Raw genomic sequence first — 16,858 nt, 5'->3', positions numbered from 1 at the left:
ACCAGGGCGTAAGCCCTGCATAGCCTAAACGTTTCCCAGATCCTATATGAGCTATCGTAGCCGTATAGATCTGGAAGTTCGGTCATTTATGGCCGAGTTCGTTCACCTATTGGAACTATTTGAGAAGTGTCTATTAAGCGACTACAATGAAGGTAGTTTTGCTGTTGATTGGATAAAAAAGGAGATCTTAGTATGCCATGTACAACAATTTTAGCCGGTAAGAAGGCCACTGCGGACGGCTCAACGCTGGTGGCCCGGAACGAGGATTTCGGCCATGCCTTCAACCCCAAGCGCTTCATCGTGGTGGAACCGGACCAGCAACCGCGTCAGTATCAGTCGGTAACGAACAAGGCCCAGTTTGACCTGCCCGCCAACCCGATGCGGTATACGGCCGTGCCGGAGATCCCATCCGTCGCCAAGAAGATGGGAATCTGGGGAGAGGCTGGTATCAACGCGGCCAACGTCACCATGTCGGCCACTGAAACCAGTACCACCAATTCTCGCGTCCTGGGAATTGATCCGCTGGTTAAGCAGGGGGTCGGTGAGGAAGACCTGGTTACCCTGGTCCTGCCATACATTCATTCCGCGCGGGAAGGAGTTCAATTACTGGGTAAGTACCTCCGCAAGTACGGCACCTACGAGTCCAACGGAGTCGCTTTCTCGGACAAGGACGAGGTCTGGTACATGGAAACGATCGGTGGTCACCATTGGATTGCCCAGCGGATTCCCGATGACTGTTACGTGGTGGCCCCAAACTGGTTTGCCGTCACGGACTTTGACTTCCAGTCGGCCGACACGATGGCCTCAGATGACCTGGAGCAATTAATCATTGACCACCACCTGGATATTGACGGTAGTGGGGATGGCTATAACCTTCGCCACATCTTCGGCAGTCACAATGATTCTGATTACCGTTACAACATTCCGCGGCAATGGTACGTTCAGCGGCTCTTCAACCCGAGTGCGGACCCGCAGCCGGATGATCCGGACATGCCGTTTGCCCGCCAGCCGGAACACTTGCTGACGATTGAGGATGTCAAGTATGCTCTGAGTTCTCACTACCAGCACACCCCGTACGACCCTTACAGTGACCTGGGGACGCCCGCTCAGCAGCACGCCTTCCGGCCAATTGGCCTCCAGCGGAACTCCGAAGTTCACATCCTGCAGATTCGTTCCGACGTCCCTGCAAAGCTGGCGGGGATCTGCTGGCTGGCGTTCGGTCCGAATGCCTATAACGCCCTGGCCCCGTTCTACACAAATGTGGAGGATACTCCGGCGGCCTACCGCGATACCAAGGAGCACTACGACATCAATAACATGTACTGGATGACCCATACGCTGGCCACAATCGGCGACGAGCACCCCAAGCGTTATGAGGCGGCCATTGAAGAGATGAAGCAGAACACCATTGCTGCGGGCCGGCACATCCTGCTGACCACCGATAAGGCTGCTGCCGAGCTCGACGGCGACCAGCTCCAAGCTAAGTTAGGAGCAGTTAACGATCAGACGGCCCAGCAGGCCTACGCGCTAGCAATGAAGTGCCTGGGTTCAATGGTGGAAACTGGTTCGCTGCAGATTCGGCTGAACTTCTAATGCTGGAGTACCAGTAGTTTTATTCAATAAATACCGCCAGGGACTTGGCTATTATTGAATTACAGGTATAATTGATGGTAGGAGGGGATGCATAATGTCATTAATGCAAAATACCGCTGACATTGACAAAACTGGCAAGCAGGTTTACCTGATCACGCTGATCCGTGAGAGTGCTGACCAACCAATGTACCTTGATCAGATGATCTATGAATCTGCAGCTGCCGGACAGAAATTCATGGCTAACCTGACGGATGCCTTTGTTCGGGCTGGTTACCGTGAACAGAAAGTCGACGCAAACCACTATAAATTAAACAACGGCCTTGATAAGATTACCTTGACTGGTAAGCAGCAGGATGTCTTCGAGGCTTAATTATCATTTGTCATCTCGCCGGTATGGGGGATGGCATTTTCAGTTGTTTGAGAAAAATTTTAATTTTTACTTGCAATTTACCCGTTGATAATGCATAATAATACTTAATTTAGCATATGCAATTAATTCCACTTGTATAATGTTAAGATAACTTGATTACGTAATGAAATCGTCCGCCTATCGTGGCGGACGTTTTTTTACTTTAATTCGGAAATGGCCTTGCATTTGGACCGCAATGTAGCAAAATACTATTTGCAAGTGGATATTGCTGCTTGCAAAGCAGTATTACAATTTAAAAGAACCATATTATGAAGGTTTTATTTTTGGTGCGTTAATTAAAGGCGCAATATTTAGGAAATGGGTTCTGAAGATCGATTTGCATGAAGGGGTTTAGTATACCCATTTATGTACTTCTTTTCTCATTGCTTCCTAATCTGATAGAACTCTCATAATATGTTTTTTTGTGTAATACTGCTTTTTTCGTTGCAATGGCTAGTTTCTGGAGGGGACACAGATGAGTGAAACACGGCTTATTAAGCTGATTTTGAATTCAGAGAACCTTGAGTCCTTTACGATTCCAATGAGCAAGGTCGCGGAACTGCAGATCAATGATGTCGTTCCCAACATCAGTGTTAACAAGACAGGAGAAATCCAGCGTTCGCAGACCTGCCGACGCTTCACACTGCGGGTGTCGCAGGACTTCCTGCACCGGGTCGCTACGGAGGCCTTTTATGAGAACGGGGAGTGCCTGATGCTGGACGAATGACTGGCTCAGCTGCCGGACATTGTCGACGTTGACCTGATCGGTGCCGACCGCCAGTGCACCACCATTAGATTACCGTGGCGGGATGGCGAGGATGGGGATACCAACGCCGCCATGATGACCAGCATTGACCAGGAGCGGGGTCTGCTCTGCCTGACTGTTGAGTAACGGATATTGTAGCTAGTGAATGGAGGAAGCAAATATGCAAACGATTGGTTTTAACAACTCTGAACAACAACAACTGACATCGACACCGTGGAAGAGCCGCTATCAACAAGCTGCCACCATCTTTGGCCGCCAGACCTACCTGCCGATTGACTATCACCAGGCCCGCAACGACAATACCCTGGTGGTCGGCTCAAGCGGGACCGGGAAAACCTATTCGTTTGTCGAACCCAACGTTTTGCAAGCCAATGCCAACTACGTGATTGCGGATGCCAAGAGGGACATCCTGGCCGACACCGGACGCAGCCTGCAGGCCCAGGGCTACCAGCTGCAGGTACTGAACCTGGTTGACCTCCAACACTCGATGACCTATAACCCGTTCCACTACATGCAAAGTCAGCTGGACGTGGTCTCGTTTGCCCACCAGGTCGTTGGCGCCGATATCACGGGTCAGGACGACAATCGCGGTAAGTTCGACGACCCCTTCTGGACCAACGCCCCTGCTAGTCTGCTGGCGTCACTGATCATGTTTGCCAAGGAGTTCTTGCCCGCTGAAGAGCAGATGATGGGGACGGTGACCCGCCTGTTTGAACTCATCGACCGTCCCGATGAAGATATCAATGCGGTCCTGGCGTCACTGGGCTGTTCACCGTCCGTTGGCGAGTACCGCTTTGACCATGACCAATATGATGACGGCAGTGATGTCCCGGTTAGCCTGGGGGAGCGGCTGTTCTCCTGGGTTGAGAAGCAGAATCCCCAATCAGTAGTCCTGCGGATGTGGAACAGCGTTACCCGGAGCCGGGAATCGCAAAAAACCTGGAGCAGCATCGTGGGGATCCTGGGGACCGCCCTGGCTCCGTATGTGATCAGTGATGTTGACCACCTCCTTGCCAGCAACCAGCTGGACTTCAACCGCCTCCTCAAACCCAAGACGGCGGTGTTTGTCCTGTACGATGATGCCGATCCTGCCAAGAACTTCATTGCCAATGTTTTCTATGCGCAGCTTTTCAGCTTTCTCTACACCACGCCTTTAAGATGCCCGCTAGCCGGCTGACAACCAAGGTCCGCTTCTTCTTGGATGACTTTAAGAATATCAAGGTTCCCCACTTTGATGACTACCTGGCCACGGCCCGGAGCAGGAACATCTCGCTGTGCATGATGGTTCAAGACGAATCACAGCTGGTCGCGAAGTTCGGGAAGAACGCGGGGAGCGTGATCGGTAACTGCGGAGCCCACCTCATGACGGGGACCACCGACCTGACGATGGCTAAAACGGCCGCCGATCGTTTCAACCGGACCGCGCAGGCTATCCGCCGCCTTGGCGAGCGTCGCTTCCTGCTGGACGTCAGTGGTTATCTGACCGCGGTGGACCGCTATGACTTCCATGACCATCCCAACTACCGTCCAGAAAGACTGGAGGTAAACCAGGTATGTCAGACGCCGCAGCCGGACGAAGCATGACTTAAGCTGACCGCCATCCTTCAACAGCTGCCGGGAGAGCACGTGTCCGAAAGTGTCATCCCTAACATGGGCGACCTTGATACCCCGTTTGGCGACGCCAGTGACTTGCCGTTTTGATTGTTGGGCTGTCCGCCGGAAAATCCGCCGGGCGGCTTTTTATTTTAAAAAATTGCCATTTTGCCTTGCATTATTCTGAGGAGCGTTATATTATAGTGGCAATCAAATTAAAGAATGCTTAGAAAGGATGAGTAACATTCTAATGCAATTACAGAGAACCGCGCTGATGAGAACCGGTATTGCTCAGGAATGTGAAGATGGTCTTGGAGCAGAAGCGAGTTGTGAGCGGTCCCGTAAGCAACTCCCGGGTGGCGCCCGGTATCGCGCCTGGGTTTACCGATAAAGGTGTACTCAGTGAGGGTATCAGTCGTGAGACGGTACCGAATTAGGGTGGTAACACGTTAATTAATGATAATCATTAACGTCCCGAAGAATAACCATTAGAGGGTTGTTCTCCGGGACGTTTTTTATTCTCCAGATCTCATCAAATTCTCATTCAATTTTGAAAGGATGGATTCAACATGACAGAAAACTTACGCGCTCCATATCGTTATGACATTGTCGGCAGCTTCCTTCGCCCCGCCAGGCTCAAAGCGGCCCGGGCTGATTTTAAGGCTGGCAAACTTGACCAAGCGGCACTGACGAAGGTCGAGGATGAATGTATCACGGACCTGATCGAAAAGGAGAAGGCGGTGGGCCTCCACGCGGTAACCGATGGCGAATTTCGCCGCAGCTGGTGGCACCTCGACTTTCTCTGGGGACTGAAGGGGGTTGCCAAGTACGACTACCAGCAGAGCTACAAGTTCCAGGGGGCCAAGACCCGGACTGACAATGCTGAGCTGGCCGGTAAGGTGGCTTACAACCCCGATCACCCGTTCTTCAAAGCCTTTGAGTTTACCAAGCGGGTGGCTGGCGACGATGCGGTCGCTAAGCAGACGATTCCGTCCCCGACGATGCTCTTCCGGGACAATCGGTCGGACAATTGGCCGGAGTTCTATGACCACCGCGCTGACTACCTGGCCGACCTGGCGAAAGCCTACCGTCTGACAATCAAGCACTTTGCCGAGCTGGGCTGCAAGTACCTGCAGATTGACGACACTACCTGGGCCTTCCTGATCAGCAAGCTGAATGCCACGGCTGATGACCCGACGGCACACGCTAAATATGTCCAGTTAGCCGAGGATGCGGTAACGGTGATCAACGGGGCCCTCAAGGATCGGCCAGCGGGCCTGACTATTACCACCCACATTTGTCGGGGAAACTTCAAGTCGACCTTCCTCTTCTCCGGCGGCTATGGGCCGGTTGCCAAGTACCTGGTCCAGCTGGACTACGACGGCTTCTTCCTTGAATACGACAGTGACCGGGCGGGGGACTTCTCCCCGCTGGCCACCATCTGGAACCAGCGGCCGGACGTCCGGATCGTCCTGGGACTGGTTACCTCTAAGAGCGGCGACCTGGAAGACCAGGCGGCGGTCATCAAGCGGATCCACGAGGCGGCTGAGCACGTTCCATTGACAAACCTCTGCCTGAGTCCGCAATGCGGCTTTGCTTCCACGGAAGAGGGGAATATCTTAACGGAAGATCAGGAATGGCAGAAGCTCAAGTTGATCAAGAGCATTGCTGATGAAGTTTGGAACTAAGTTAATCAAATTTAAAGGAGATAACTATTATGGCTAAAGTTGAAAGTTTTACATTAGATCACACCAAGGTAAAGGCCCCTTACGTTCGTTTGATTACGGTGGAAGAGGGGGAAAAAGGCGACAAGATCAGCAACTACGACCTGCGCCTGGTTCAGCCAAACGAAAACGCCATCCCCACGGCCGGCCTGCACACTATTGAACACCTGCTGGCCGGCCTGCTGCGGGACCGGCTCAGCGGCGTGATTGACTGTTCGCCATTCGGCTGCCGGACTGGTTTCCACCTGATCACCTGGGGCGAACATTCGACAACCGAGGTCGCCAAGGCCCTCAAGTCATCCTTAGAGGAGATCGCCTACAAGACCAAGTGGGAAGACGTCCAGGGGACCACGATTGAGTCCTGCGGGAATTACCGTGATCACTCCCTCTTCTCGGCTAAGGAATGGTCCAAGAAGATCCTCAGCGAGGGGATCTCGGACAAGCCGTTTGAACGGCACGTGGTTGACTAGCCAACATGACATCAGCATTTAGAGAGAATTGAGAAAGAGAGGAGCGGGTTTCAATGCGTAAATCAAAAAAGAGACGCCGAATCTGGTGGTGGGTGCTTGGCATCATCATCGTGATTGCCGCTGGCTTGGGTTTGAGCAGCGCCGCCAACGGGGGACCGCTGGGCAAGAAGACCATTACCTTAGGCACAATCGGTCCCGATGTCCAGATCTGGCAACACATTGCCAAGTCGGACCAGGCCAAGAAGGCGGGCCTGAAGATCCGGGTGAAGAGCTTTACCGACCCGGTGGCCTTGAATAAGGCGACGGCCAACGGGGAGATCGATGTCAATGCCTTCCAGTCCTGGTCTTACCTTCAGACCTACAATAAGGAGAATAGGAAGGCCCAACTGGCGGCGTTGGGCACGACCTACCTGGAACCCATGGGGATCTACTCGGACCGCTACCATCGGCTGAGCCAGGTACCGGATGGGGCGACGGTGGCGATTGCCAACAACCCGGCTAACACCGCCCGGGGCCTGCTCCTCCTGCAGAGTGCCGGCTTGATCACCTTGAAGAAAAACTTCGGCCCCACTACCGGGACGGAGGGAATTGCTTCTAACCCGAAGAACCTTAAATTCAAGGAAATCGATGACACGACTGGCCCGCGGGTCTTAAAGTCCACTGACCTGGTTCTGATTGGGAACACGATTGCGCTGACCGGGCACCTGAACGTATTAAAGGACTCGATCTACCATGAAAAGGTCAACCAGAGCACGAAGAACAACATCAATGTCATTGCGACGGCCCGTAAGAATCGGCACAACAAGAATTACCAGAAGTTGGTCACCCTTTACCACAACCAGCAGATTCAACAATGGATTAAGAAGAAGTACCAGGGAACGAAGGTTAATGTTGATAAGCCGCTGAGCTACCTTGCTAATTAAGGGGTTGATAGAATGAATATCGCACGGCACCTTGATACCAACCTATTGGAAATTAAATCAGCAACACCCAAGAAAAAAACGCGAACATGGCCTGGCTGGCTAGCCTACCTGTTCAGTTAAATCGCAGCCGTCTGGTGAAGATCCCTCATCAGACGGCTTTTTTGATTGTGCTTACCTTTTAGTTGAGATTTACTTTAACTAAAGCCAAAAAAATCTTCAAAAAAGATCCCTCAAAATTACTTCAAGCGCTGCGGAACAAACCGCAATACGGTAATCACGATCATAACGACGAATACCAGCAGCAAAACAAACGCGTGCTGAGTTCCGAGCGCGGTGGCCGCGGCCGTTTTGCCGACCCCGACCTGGCTCTTGGCAACAATCATTGCGACCAGTGAAGTGCCCATCGAGCCGGCAAATTGTTGCAGGGTATTAAGAATGGCGTTTCCCTGAGTTTGTTTATCCTGCGGAAGACTGGCGAGAGCACTGGTCATCACTGTTCCCATCAAGGAACCCATGCCGCTCATATACAGAATATAGACGAGGGCAATGGCCAGGTTGCTCATGGCAGGAGAGAAAAGTGTAAAGATCAGGATGGCAACTGCCATTAAGATACTTCCGCTCAATACCAGTTTCTTCGGTCCGTACTGGTCGAGCAGGCGGCCGCCAACGGGTGCAAACAGTGCCCCGCAGAAGCCGGCCGGCATCACGACCAGTCCCGCAAGCAGGGCAGTGTTGTGGTTGACCAGCTGAATATAGTTAGGAAGCAGGAAGGCAAAGCCGAGGGAGCACATCTGCGTGAGAAAGAAGATTAATACATGTCCGGCAAAACGGCGGTTGCCAAAGAGATGAAAGTCGAGAATCGGCGTCGTAATACTGAGAGACCGCCAGCTCAGCAGTCCCATGGCAAGCAGCCCAATCAGAATAGCACCGCCGACTGGCCAGCTCAATAGCGGCAGTGTTGCCAAATTGCTGAAACCGACAACCAGACCGATGAACATAACAGCAATCAGCAGGCAGCTTAGCATGTCAAAGTGCTGACGGGCGGTAGCGGTCTTTTGCTGAATTCCCCACGTCCCGAGCAGTAATGATACCAGCAGGAAGGGGAGGAGAATGTAGAAAATCCACCGCCAGCCGAGACTGGAGACAATAATGCCGCCAAAGGTTGGGCCGACGGCAGGGGCAATCCCCGTGATCAGGTTGCCGAAGCCCATCATCAGGCCGATCCGTTGGCGAGGCACCTGCTCCATGATGATATTGAACATCAACGGCAATGAGATCCCCGTCCCGAGCCCTTGAATCAATCGTCCGGTCAGCAGGACTGGGAAGGTCGGGGCGAGGGCATCAATGATGACGCCGAGGATGAAGAAGGTCACCGCCGTCAAAAAGAGGGGCTTAGTGCGAAAGGAGCGTTTCAGCAGGGCTGATAAGGGGACAATAATTGCTACGACCAGCAGGTAGATTGAGGTCATCCATTGAACCACATTGGTTGTCACCCCAAATTCAGTCATCAGTTTGGGAAACGAAACGTTCATGGCGGTTTCCACAATCACTCCGCAAAACGACAATAGGCCGGTAGCAATAACAGCGGCGATGACCCTGGCCGGAATCTTAACAGTATGCTTTGACATTTAATTATCCTCCTCAAGGTATCGCAATACCCGGGCGGCCGTGGCGAGCTCGGCAGGCGAAAAGGCTGCCGTCAGCCGCTTCTCCTGACTGTCAATATAGGCATGAACTGTCGGCACCAGTTGCTGGGCGCTGCTCGTCAGCTGAACCTGCCGCTGACGACGGTCATGGGGATCGACGATGCGCTGGACCAGCTGCCGTTTCTCCATGCACTGCATGGATAATCGTGGTGGTGGATCGCCGGATATTAAATTTATTTTCAATTGCCTGCTGGTTGGCAGCCATGTTCTCTTGGCGGCTCAGGTAGTCAATGGTGTTCATCTGGTTGCCGGTCAGTCCGCTTTGCCGGGAAAAATCATTCATCTGGCGGCTGAGACTGACGTCCGCCCGCTTAATCAGGCGGCCAATATTAATCATCTGGTTAACCATTTAATCGCTCCTTTTCAGATACTAGTCGGTTGAAATTATATTTGAATGATCGTTAGCTGCCAAACTAAATTTAGGAATCATTTAAAGCTGAAATAGTCGAAGATATGAATATTCAAAAAATATATAGAAAAGTTAGTGTGACTAGCGGTGCCCTTTGTGCGAATTGAAAACGATTTCCGCATCGAACACGGTTATTTATTATTCAAAACATTTGGATATAATGGTTTTGTAACGATTTTCATTCGTTGGTAAACAATTACGGCGGTGATGTCGCTTGTTTGTCGGGAATAGCAATTATGCCAGGAGGAATATTTTATGGCGACTCTAGAAGTTAAAGACCTACACGTTTCTGTTCAGGACGAAGAGAAAAAACAGGAGAAAGAGATCCTCAAGGGGGTCAACCTGAAGATGAAGACGGGCGAAATACACGCCATCATGGGACCAAATGGGACGGGGAAATCGACCCTCTCGCAAACCATCATGGGTCAGCCTAACTATCATGTGACCCAGGGCGATATCCTGCTGAACGGCGAAAGCATCGTTGACATGCCCGTTGATGAGCGGGCACGCAAGGGACTGTTCCTTGCAATGCAGTACCCGGCCGAGATTCAGGGAGTTACCAATGCCGAATTTCTCCGGGCAGCCATCAATGCACGGCGCTCAGCAGATGATCAGATTTCCGTCATAGACTTCATTAAGAAGCTGGATAAAAACCTAAAGCTGTTGGACATGAGCGAATCGATGACGGAGCGCTACCTGAACGAGGGCTTTTCCGGCGGGGAAAAGAAGCGGAACGAAATTCTGCAGTTACTGATGATCGAACCCAGCTTTGCCATCCTCGATGAAATTGACTCCGGGCTGGACATCGATGCCCTAAAGGTGGTCTCCAAGGGGGTCAACTCGATGCGCGGTGATAACTTCGGCTCCCTGATCATTACCCACTACCAGCGGTTGCTGAACTACATCGTGCCCGATACAGTCCACGTCATGATGGATGGCCGGATCGTGAAGACGGGTGGCCCTGACCTGGCCAAGAAACTGGAAGACGAGGGATACGCCGGCCTGCGGGACGAGCTGGGGCTGGACATTAAGCTCGTGGACGATGAGGACTAGGGGGCTGCGTAATGATTGATAAAAAACAAGCGCGTAAGCAGGTAATAGCTGCCAGCCGGCAAAATAACGAACCGGCCAGCCTGCGAGAACGACGACTAGCGGCATTGGGGCTGATGGAAAAGCTCCCTCTGCCCCGCATGCAGCGCTTTAAGTTTCAAGAGTGGCCGCTGATTAAAGCGCAGTTGGCATGGTGCCCGTCTTCTTCCGACCGGCTGGCGTTGGATCAGCCAGATCCCGAAGCGGTCAGAGCAATTCAGCTTGGCCAGAGCACTGTTCAGCTGCAGCTTCCCCAAGCTCTTCGTGAGCAAGGCGTAATCCTGACCGACATCTTCACAGCGGCCCGGGAACATCCTGACATGTTCAATAAATATTTCATGTCCGCCATCAAGGCCGACGAGAATCTCCTGACCGCCTACCACCAGGCCTACCTCAACGCGGGTCTCTTCCTCTATATTCCTAAAGGGGTCACGGTTAAGCAGCCGATTGAGGCGGAACTGATTCAGGACAACACGCAGGAGGAGCCGCTGGTGTCACATATACTGGTGATCGCCGACCGGGGAAGCCAGGTTAAGTTCATCCAGCACCTTTCGTCAATCGGCGAACATGACAATCCAGCCAACATGATGATTGAACTGGTTGCTCAGGATGACAGTGAGATTGACTTTTCATCATTGGACGAATTGGGTGCCCACACCCACACCTATTTCAAGCGCCGGGCCGATATCGCCCGCAATGCACATGTTGAATGGGCCGTTGGGATCATGAACGATGGTGACACGGTTGGCGACATGGACTCCGAGCTGCTGGGCGAAGGGGGCTACGCTAATTCCAAGATGATTGCCGTCACCACGGGAAAGCAAGAGGTCGGTATTAACAACCGGGTGACTAACCGCGGCAAGCACACCACCGGCCTGATTAACCAGCGTGGGGTTATCTTGGAGCATTCTGAACTGATCTTCAACGGGATTGGGCAGATTGTTCACGGGGCGCACGGTTCCGATGCGGACCAGCAAAATCGGGTATTGATCATGTCACCCCAGGCCCGCGGGGATGCCAACCCGATCCTCCTCATTGATGAAAACGATGTGGTAGCTGCTCATGCGGCCAGTGTTGGTCCCGTTGATCCCCACCAGTTGTACTACCTGATGAGTCGGGGGATTCCACGTCCCCAGGCCCAGCGGATGGTCATCCGGGGATTCTTGGGCGCTGTTCTTACCGTTATTCCATCGAAGGACGTTCGTAACCGAATGATCGATATTTTGGAAAGGAAGCTTGCTGATGGCTTGCAGTATCAATGATGCCCAAAATGATTTTCCCATTCTCAACCAGCAGGTGAATGATGAACGGCTGGCTTACCTGGACAATGCGGCGACAACCCAGCGTCCCCGGCAGGTGCTGGCAGCGCTGCAGCATTTTTACGAGCATGATAATGCCAACGTGCACCGGGGCGTTCACACCCTGGCGGAGCGGGCAACCAAGGATTACGAAGACGCGCGGGTGAAGGTGCAGCATTTCATCAACGCCGCCTCAGCCGACGAGATCATCTTTACCAAGGGCTGTACCGACAGCCTGAATATGATAGCCGCTACTTACGGGGAGGCTAACGTATCGGCCGGTGATGAGATTGTCATCTCGATCATGGAACACCACAGCAACCTGATCCCCTGGCAACAGCTGGCTCGGCGCAAGCACGCCACCCTGAAATACATTGGTCTCAATGATCAGGGGCAGCTCGACATGGAAGACGCTCGCCAGAAGATCACTGACAAGACGAAGATTGTGGCGGTGACGCACGCCAGCAACGTCCTGGGAACGGTAACCCCACTGAAGGAACTGGCAAAGCTGGCTCACCAGCACGGGGCCGTAATTGTCGGCGATGGGGCGCAGGCGGTTCCCCACATGCCGGTTGACGTTCAGGACCTGGGCGTTGATTTTTACGCCTTCTCGGGGCACAAGATGATGAGCCCGATGGGAATCGGTGTGCTGTACGGCAAGGCCGACCGCTTGCGGGCAATGCCGCCTTACCAGTACGGCGGCGAGATGATCAGTGAAGTTCACCGCGACCACAGTACCTGGGCGGATATTCCCTTCAAGTTTGAGGCGGGGACTCAAAATGTCGCCGGGGCCGTGGGACTGGGCGCGGCCGTTGACTACCTGCAGGCGCTGGGGATGGCTAATGTTCAGGCTAAGGAGCAGGAACTGGTGGACTACGTTTTGCCACGGTTGACCGCCCTGCCATACGTGACAGTCTACGGACCCCAGGATCCGCGTCAGCATACCGGGGTAATCGCGTTTAACATGGCTAACCTGCATCCCCACGATGTTGCCACGGCCCTCGACATGGATGGGGTCGCCGTACGCGCTGGACACCACTGTGCGCAACCGCTGATGGAGAAACTGGGCGTGACGGCAACTGCCCGGGCTAGTTTCTACTTCTACAATACCTGGCGGGACGCTGACCAGCTGATTAAGGCAATCAAAGAGACAAAGGAGTTTTTTGACGGTGGGACTTTCTAAATTAAGAGGATTATACCGGGAAGTGATCTTGGACCACGCTAACCACCCGCACAACAAGGGGAAACTGCCGGTGTCGACCAACACGATGACCCTGCATAACCCGACCTGCGGCGATACGATCAACCTGCAGATCAATGTTGCTGACAACAAGATTAAGGAGATTGCGTATACCGGGGAGGGGTGCACGATCAGTCAGGCATCGGCCAGCATGATGACGGATGCCGTCAAGGGTAAGACCACTGAGGAGGCGCTGGCAATGGCCAAGGTATTCTCGGATATGGCAATTGGCAAGCAGCACTCAGAAAAAGAGCTTGCTAAGCTCGGGGATGCCCAGATTCTGACCAGTATCATGGAGTTCCCGGCCCGAATCAAGTGTGCCACCCTGGCATGGTGGGCTCTGCAGCGGGCCCTATTGAAACAAAGCAGCGAGGAGGATGACGATGAGTAAGGAAACAGCGGCAAGCATTGTCGACAACGATAACTATGAGTATGGCTTTCACGACGATGTCAAGCCGGTCTATTCAACCGGCCGGGGTCTGACCGAGGAGATTGTGCGCAAGATCTCGGCCGAAAAGCACGAGCCCCAGTGGATGCTCGATTATCGGCTGAAGGCCTACCACACCTATAAGAAGATGCCGATGCCGAAATTCGGCCCCGACCTGTCCGGTCTGGGCCTCGATAACATGCTCTATTACCAGAAGATGACGGATAAGAAGTTCCGCGACTGGAAGGACGTTCCTGAAGACCTCAAGCGGACCTTCGACCGGCTGGGGGTTCCGCAGGCCGAGCGCAAGTACCTTGCCGGGGCCTCGGCTCAGTACGAGTCTGAGGTGGTTTACCACAACATGAAACGGGACTTCGCCAAACTGGGGATCATCTTCACCGATACCGACACGGCCCTGCAAAAGTATCCGGACCTCTTCAAGAAGTGGTTTGGCAAGCTCGTCCACCCAAGCGACAACAAGTTTGCGGCCCTCAACGCGGCGGTCTGGTCCGGGGGCTCCTTCATCTACGTACCCAAAGGCGTTAAGGTGAAGACGCCGATCCAGGCCTACTTCCGTCTGAACGCCGAGAACACCGGACAGTTTGAGCGGACCCTGATCATCGTTGACGAGGGGGCTAGCGTGGACTATGTCGAGGGCTGTACCGCCCCTAACTACACCACAGACAGCCTCCACGCCGCTGTGGTCGAAGTCAACGTCGCCAAGGATGCCTACTGCCGCTACACTACGATCCAAAACTGGTCCGACAATATCTACAGCCTTGAGACCAAGCGGGCTGCCGCGGCCGAAAACGCCACGATGGAATGGGTTGACGGTAACCTGGGCTCCAAGGTGACGATGAAGTACCCAAGTGTCTACCTCAACGGCGAGGGTGCTCGAGGGACGATGCTGTCGATCGCCGTGGCCAGCAACGGGATCCACCAGGACTCCGGGGCCCGGATGATCCATAACGCCCCCAACACCTCAAGCTCGATCGTCTCCAAGTCCATTGCCCGGACCGGGGGCTCAACCGACTACCGGGGAACGGTGCGCTTCGGCAAGCATTCCGACGGCTCTAAGGGGCACGTGGAATGTGACACCATCATCATGGATGACCAGTCGTCCTCGGACACGATTCCCTACAATGAAATTGATAATGCCCACGTGGCGATGGAACACGAGGCCAAGGTTTCCAAGATCTCTGAAGAGCAGCTCTACTACCTGATGAGCCGGGGAATCTCCGAGGCCAAGGCCACTGAGATGATTATCATGGGCTTTGTCGAGCCGTTTACGAAGAAGCTGCCGATGGAATATGCGGTTGAACTGAACCGGCTGATCAGTTTCGAGATGGAAGGATCAATCGGCTGATAGAAAAGAACGACTTGGGACACTGTGCGCGTTCTAAGCCGTTCTTAGCAAGGAGAGGATAATCATGGCAGATGGAAACGAAACAATCGAGAAGAAGGTCATGGATGCCCTGGCAAAGGTGATTGACCCGGAACTGGGGATCGACCTGGTCAACCTGGGCCTTATCTATGATGTCAAGGTGGATGATGACGGTCTCTGCACCGTGGCGATGACCCTGACGACAATGGGCTGCCCGCTGACTGACTTCCTGAACAAGGCGATTAATGAGGCAGTGGTGGGCGTCGCTGGCGTTAACAATTGCAAGGTCAACCTGGTCTGGGAGCCGGCCTGGGACATTTCGAAGATGAGCCGGTTTGCCAGGCTGGCCCTGGGCATTCACGGCTAACCGAGGCGACGCAAATGGATATTGAGAAGTTTACCCGGCAGCGCAAGGCCCCCGGCTACTCCCAGGTGGCACTGAGCCAGGGGATCTGTACCCAGTCGACCCTCAGCAAGTTTGAGAACAATGGCAAGGTGCCGTCGCTGGCGATCCTAGGCCAGCTTTGTCGACGGCTGGGGCTGACAATTGATGATCTGAACGATGACGATGTGCAGGCAGTCCGCCACGTCCGCGCCAGCTTGGATAAAATCGAGGAAGCGATGATGGCTGAGCACTTTCCCCAGGCTATTAAACAACTGGCGGGGATGAAGCCGGCCGCAATGACAGCCCCCAGGCCCAGATGCGCCATTACTACCTGCAGGGAATAATGGCGACCTTGACTAATCAGCCGGGTTCCGCGGCCCTGTTTAACTTCACTAAGATCCTGGAGGAATTAGACGAGGGCCACCAGACAATCTATTCCCAGCTGGCCTACCTCGGTTCGGGAATTCTGTATGCCCGGCGCGGGAAGATGGATCGGGCTGATTTCTTCTTTGCCAAGGTGATCAGCTACCTCCATGAAGGTGACAGTGAGCGGGCACGTGCCGACCAGCGTGAATACCTGCGCATTATTATGATGATGTACTATGTCGCAGAGTATCATGCCCTCTCTCAGCGCCTGGCCGCTAGTGACCGGCTGCTGAGAGAGGCGATAGAATGCTGTGCAGCTGGCCACGTCACTTACTTCATGCCCCGGATCAAGCTGTTGCAGGCCCGAAACGCCATTGCGCGGCCGGGGCAACAGCTTCTCAGGTTGACCGATTGCTTAACGAAGCAATGGTGTTTGCCCGTTTCAACCAGAGCAGCGTTGTCCAGGTTCAAGCCGCGGCCTTGCGCAGCAACTACCATCGCGAGCTTGATGATGACCAGTGATCGTTGCTCGACTAAAAAAGGACCAGTCCGCGAAAGGCTGGTCCTTTTCGATTATTTATTGATTCGTTGAACATAGTCACGGGCGTTGTAGAGCTCGTAGACGACCCAGGTTTCGATCAGCGTGATGACACAGATCACCAGCATCGTGTAGAGGTCGGGGAGAATGAAGAGCAGGAAAAGGAAGATCCATGAAACCCAGCTCCACATGTTCTCAATCTTGATGATCCGTTGAACCCGCTTGGTAGGGGTAGCCCGGCCGGAGTTGACGAAGGTATTCCTGATCTGGGTGAAATAACGGATCTCAAAGAAACTCTCCACGATGAAGATGATGGTCAGGACAGTTAGAAAAATTTGTTCCATGATAGATAAACTCCTTCAAAAATAGTCACATCAACTACTTTAATGTTCTTTTCTTCGATTGGCAATACTGATTTGATTGGTTGTGCGCAACCACCCGAGTAGCGGCTGTTTATCGGGCGATAGTGAAAATTTAATATTTAATTATGCATTCAGTCTCTTGCCTAAGCAAAAGATGACTGTTACAATACAAAACA

19 protein-coding genes and 1 pseudogene are annotated in these 16,858 nt (G+C 53.3%); 16 read left to right on the top strand and 4 right to left on the bottom strand.

Annotated features, from left to right (window positions below):
• The first annotated feature begins 192 nt into the window (after positions 1–192).
• From QOS10_RS03515 to QOS10_RS03480, 8 genes and pseudogenes are all read left to right on the top strand, one after another.
• Positions 193–1,593 (top strand): C69 family dipeptidase, encoded by a 1,401-nt coding sequence (locus QOS10_RS03515; protein ID WP_283593755.1) that lies wholly within the window; start codon positions 193–195, stop codon positions 1,591–1,593.
• Between the two features lie 94 nt (positions 1,594–1,687).
• Positions 1,688–1,963 (top strand): hypothetical protein, encoded by a 276-nt coding sequence (locus tag QOS10_RS03510; RefSeq protein ID WP_283593753.1) that lies wholly within the window; start codon positions 1,688–1,690, stop codon positions 1,961–1,963.
• 514 nt (positions 1,964–2,477) lie between these two features.
• The gene (locus tag QOS10_RS03505) at positions 2,478–2,729 is read left to right on the top strand and encodes a hypothetical protein (protein WP_283593752.1); all 252 of its coding nucleotides are present in this window, start codon (positions 2,478–2,480) and stop codon (positions 2,727–2,729) included.
• A gap of 184 nt (positions 2,730–2,913) precedes the next feature.
• A complete protein-coding gene (locus tag QOS10_RS03500) occupies positions 2,914–3,945 on the top strand; it encodes a type IV secretory system conjugative DNA transfer family protein (RefSeq protein ID WP_326520594.1) in 1,032 nt (343 codons plus the stop codon).
• Positions 3,924–4,352 (top strand): annotated as a pseudogene (locus QOS10_RS03495) (TraM recognition domain-containing protein); the annotation flags it as partial. The gene QOS10_RS03500 and the pseudogene QOS10_RS03495, both read left to right, overlap by 22 nt.
• Before the next feature lie 578 nt (positions 4,353–4,930).
• Positions 4,931–6,049, top strand: coding sequence for a vitamin B12 independent methionine synthase (locus tag QOS10_RS03490; protein ID WP_283593749.1), 1,119 nt, complete (start codon positions 4,931–4,933; stop codon positions 6,047–6,049).
• Positions 6,050–6,078: 29 nt separating this feature from the next.
• Positions 6,079–6,555, top strand: a complete 477-nt coding sequence (locus QOS10_RS03485; protein ID WP_283593747.1) for an S-ribosylhomocysteine lyase — start codon at positions 6,079–6,081, stop codon at positions 6,553–6,555.
• 53 nt (positions 6,556–6,608) lie between these two features.
• Entirely contained in the window at positions 6,609–7,478 is an 870-nt protein-coding gene (locus QOS10_RS03480) for a MetQ/NlpA family ABC transporter substrate-binding protein (protein ID WP_283593746.1), read from the top strand.
• Positions 7,479–7,714: 236 nt separating this feature from the next.
• On the opposite strand, the gene QOS10_RS03475 is transcribed toward QOS10_RS03480, so the two are convergent.
• The 3 genes from QOS10_RS03475 to QOS10_RS03465 are packed head-to-tail and all read right to left on the bottom strand — an operon-like array spanning position 7,715 to position 9,533.
• The gene (locus tag QOS10_RS03475; RefSeq protein ID WP_283593744.1) at positions 7,715–9,106 is read right to left on the bottom strand and encodes a DHA2 family efflux MFS transporter permease subunit; all 1,392 of its coding nucleotides are present in this window, start codon (positions 9,104–9,106) and stop codon (positions 7,715–7,717) included.
• Entirely contained in the window at positions 9,107–9,313 is a 207-nt protein-coding gene (locus QOS10_RS03470) for a MarR family winged helix-turn-helix transcriptional regulator (protein ID WP_283593743.1), read from the bottom strand.
• A complete protein-coding gene (locus QOS10_RS03465; RefSeq protein WP_283593741.1) occupies positions 9,270–9,533 on the bottom strand; it encodes a hypothetical protein in 264 nt (87 codons plus the stop codon). The genes QOS10_RS03470 and QOS10_RS03465 overlap by 44 nt, the downstream gene beginning before the upstream one ends.
• Before the next feature lie 315 nt (positions 9,534–9,848).
• Here QOS10_RS03465 and sufC point away from each other — a divergent pair, with 315 nt between their 5' ends.
• From sufC to QOS10_RS03425, 8 genes are all read left to right on the top strand, one after another.
• Positions 9,849–10,646: a Fe-S cluster assembly ATPase SufC gene (sufC, locus tag QOS10_RS03460; RefSeq protein WP_283593739.1), complete on the top strand. Its 798-nt coding sequence runs from the start codon at positions 9,849–9,851 to the stop codon at positions 10,644–10,646.
• 11 nt (positions 10,647–10,657) lie between these two features.
• Entirely contained in the window at positions 10,658–11,944 is a 1,287-nt protein-coding gene (gene sufD / locus QOS10_RS03455) for a Fe-S cluster assembly protein SufD (protein ID WP_283593738.1), read from the top strand.
• Positions 11,925–13,163 (top strand): cysteine desulfurase, encoded by a 1,239-nt coding sequence (locus QOS10_RS03450; RefSeq protein WP_283593737.1) that lies wholly within the window; start codon positions 11,925–11,927, stop codon positions 13,161–13,163. The genes sufD and QOS10_RS03450 overlap by 20 nt, the downstream gene beginning before the upstream one ends.
• Positions 13,150–13,611, top strand: a complete 462-nt coding sequence (sufU, locus tag QOS10_RS03445) for a Fe-S cluster assembly sulfur transfer protein SufU (protein WP_283593736.1) — start codon at positions 13,150–13,152, stop codon at positions 13,609–13,611. Before QOS10_RS03450 ends, sufU begins: the two co-directional genes overlap by 14 nt.
• Complete coding sequence (sufB, locus tag QOS10_RS03440; RefSeq protein WP_283593735.1) at positions 13,604–15,013, top strand: Fe-S cluster assembly protein SufB; 1,410 nt, start codon at positions 13,604–13,606, stop codon at positions 15,011–15,013. The genes sufU and sufB overlap by 8 nt, the downstream gene beginning before the upstream one ends.
• A gap of 64 nt (positions 15,014–15,077) precedes the next feature.
• Positions 15,078–15,398: a metal-sulfur cluster assembly factor gene (locus QOS10_RS03435; protein WP_283593734.1), complete on the top strand. Its 321-nt coding sequence runs from the start codon at positions 15,078–15,080 to the stop codon at positions 15,396–15,398.
• 14 nt (positions 15,399–15,412) lie between these two features.
• On the top strand, positions 15,413–15,760 hold the full coding sequence (locus tag QOS10_RS03430) for a helix-turn-helix domain-containing protein (protein ID WP_283593733.1): 348 nt from the start codon (positions 15,413–15,415) through the stop codon (positions 15,758–15,760).
• Positions 15,733–16,374: a hypothetical protein gene (locus QOS10_RS03425; RefSeq protein ID WP_283593732.1), complete on the top strand. Its 642-nt coding sequence runs from the start codon at positions 15,733–15,735 to the stop codon at positions 16,372–16,374. The genes QOS10_RS03430 and QOS10_RS03425 overlap by 28 nt, the downstream gene beginning before the upstream one ends.
• On the opposite strand, the gene QOS10_RS03420 is transcribed toward QOS10_RS03425, so the two are convergent.
• Positions 16,356–16,664 carry a hypothetical protein gene (locus QOS10_RS03420; RefSeq protein ID WP_283593731.1) on the bottom strand — a complete coding sequence of 103 codons (309 nt, stop codon included), beginning with the start codon at positions 16,662–16,664 and terminating at the stop codon, positions 16,356–16,358. The two genes, QOS10_RS03425 and QOS10_RS03420, sit on opposite strands and share 19 nt — an antisense overlap.
• Positions 16,665–16,858 lie beyond the last annotated feature (194 nt).

It is taken from the genome of Limosilactobacillus galli, assembly GCF_947381495.1.
Taxonomy (GTDB): domain Bacteria; phylum Bacillota; class Bacilli; order Lactobacillales; family Lactobacillaceae; genus Limosilactobacillus; species Limosilactobacillus galli.
Note: the sequence above shows the minus strand (reverse complement) of the source record. Positions and strands in the feature narration are given on the sequence as shown.

What these genes read in the sequence shown, in the direction of transcription:
- QOS10_RS03515 (WP_283593755.1), top strand. Translation starts at nt 193, where the DNA reads ATGCCATGTACAACAATTTTAGCCGGTAAGAAGGCCACTGCGGACGGC.
- QOS10_RS03510 (WP_283593753.1), top strand. Translation starts at nt 1,688, where the DNA reads ATGTCATTAATGCAAAATACCGCTGACATTGACAAAACTGGCAAGCAG.
- QOS10_RS03505 (WP_283593752.1), top strand. Translation starts at nt 2,478, where the DNA reads ATGAGTGAAACACGGCTTATTAAGCTGATTTTGAATTCAGAGAACCTT.
- QOS10_RS03500 (WP_326520594.1), top strand. Translation starts at nt 2,914, where the DNA reads ATGGAGGAAGCAAATATGCAAACGATTGGTTTTAACAACTCTGAACAA.
- QOS10_RS03490 (WP_283593749.1), top strand. Translation starts at nt 4,931, where the DNA reads ATGACAGAAAACTTACGCGCTCCATATCGTTATGACATTGTCGGCAGC.
- QOS10_RS03485 (WP_283593747.1), top strand. Translation starts at nt 6,079, where the DNA reads ATGGCTAAAGTTGAAAGTTTTACATTAGATCACACCAAGGTAAAGGCC.
- QOS10_RS03480 (WP_283593746.1), top strand. Translation starts at nt 6,609, where the DNA reads ATGCGTAAATCAAAAAAGAGACGCCGAATCTGGTGGTGGGTGCTTGGC.
- QOS10_RS03475 (WP_283593744.1), bottom strand. Translation starts at nt 9,106, where the DNA reads ATGTCAAAGCATACTGTTAAGATTCCGGCCAGGGTCATCGCCGCTGTT.
- QOS10_RS03470 (WP_283593743.1), bottom strand. Translation starts at nt 9,313, where the DNA reads ATGGAGAAACGGCAGCTGGTCCAGCGCATCGTCGATCCCCATGACCGT.
- QOS10_RS03465 (WP_283593741.1), bottom strand. Translation starts at nt 9,533, where the DNA reads ATGGTTAACCAGATGATTAATATTGGCCGCCTGATTAAGCGGGCGGAC.
- sufC (WP_283593739.1), top strand. Translation starts at nt 9,849, where the DNA reads ATGGCGACTCTAGAAGTTAAAGACCTACACGTTTCTGTTCAGGACGAA.
- sufD (WP_283593738.1), top strand. Translation starts at nt 10,658, where the DNA reads ATGATTGATAAAAAACAAGCGCGTAAGCAGGTAATAGCTGCCAGCCGG.
- QOS10_RS03450 (WP_283593737.1), top strand. Translation starts at nt 11,925, where the DNA reads ATGGCTTGCAGTATCAATGATGCCCAAAATGATTTTCCCATTCTCAAC.
- sufB (WP_283593735.1), top strand. Translation starts at nt 13,604, where the DNA reads ATGAGTAAGGAAACAGCGGCAAGCATTGTCGACAACGATAACTATGAG.
- QOS10_RS03435 (WP_283593734.1), top strand. Translation starts at nt 15,078, where the DNA reads ATGGCAGATGGAAACGAAACAATCGAGAAGAAGGTCATGGATGCCCTG.
- QOS10_RS03430 (WP_283593733.1), top strand. Translation starts at nt 15,413, where the DNA reads ATGGATATTGAGAAGTTTACCCGGCAGCGCAAGGCCCCCGGCTACTCC.
- QOS10_RS03425 (WP_283593732.1), top strand. Translation starts at nt 15,733, where the DNA reads ATGCGCCATTACTACCTGCAGGGAATAATGGCGACCTTGACTAATCAG.
- QOS10_RS03420 (WP_283593731.1), bottom strand. Translation starts at nt 16,664, where the DNA reads ATGGAACAAATTTTTCTAACTGTCCTGACCATCATCTTCATCGTGGAG.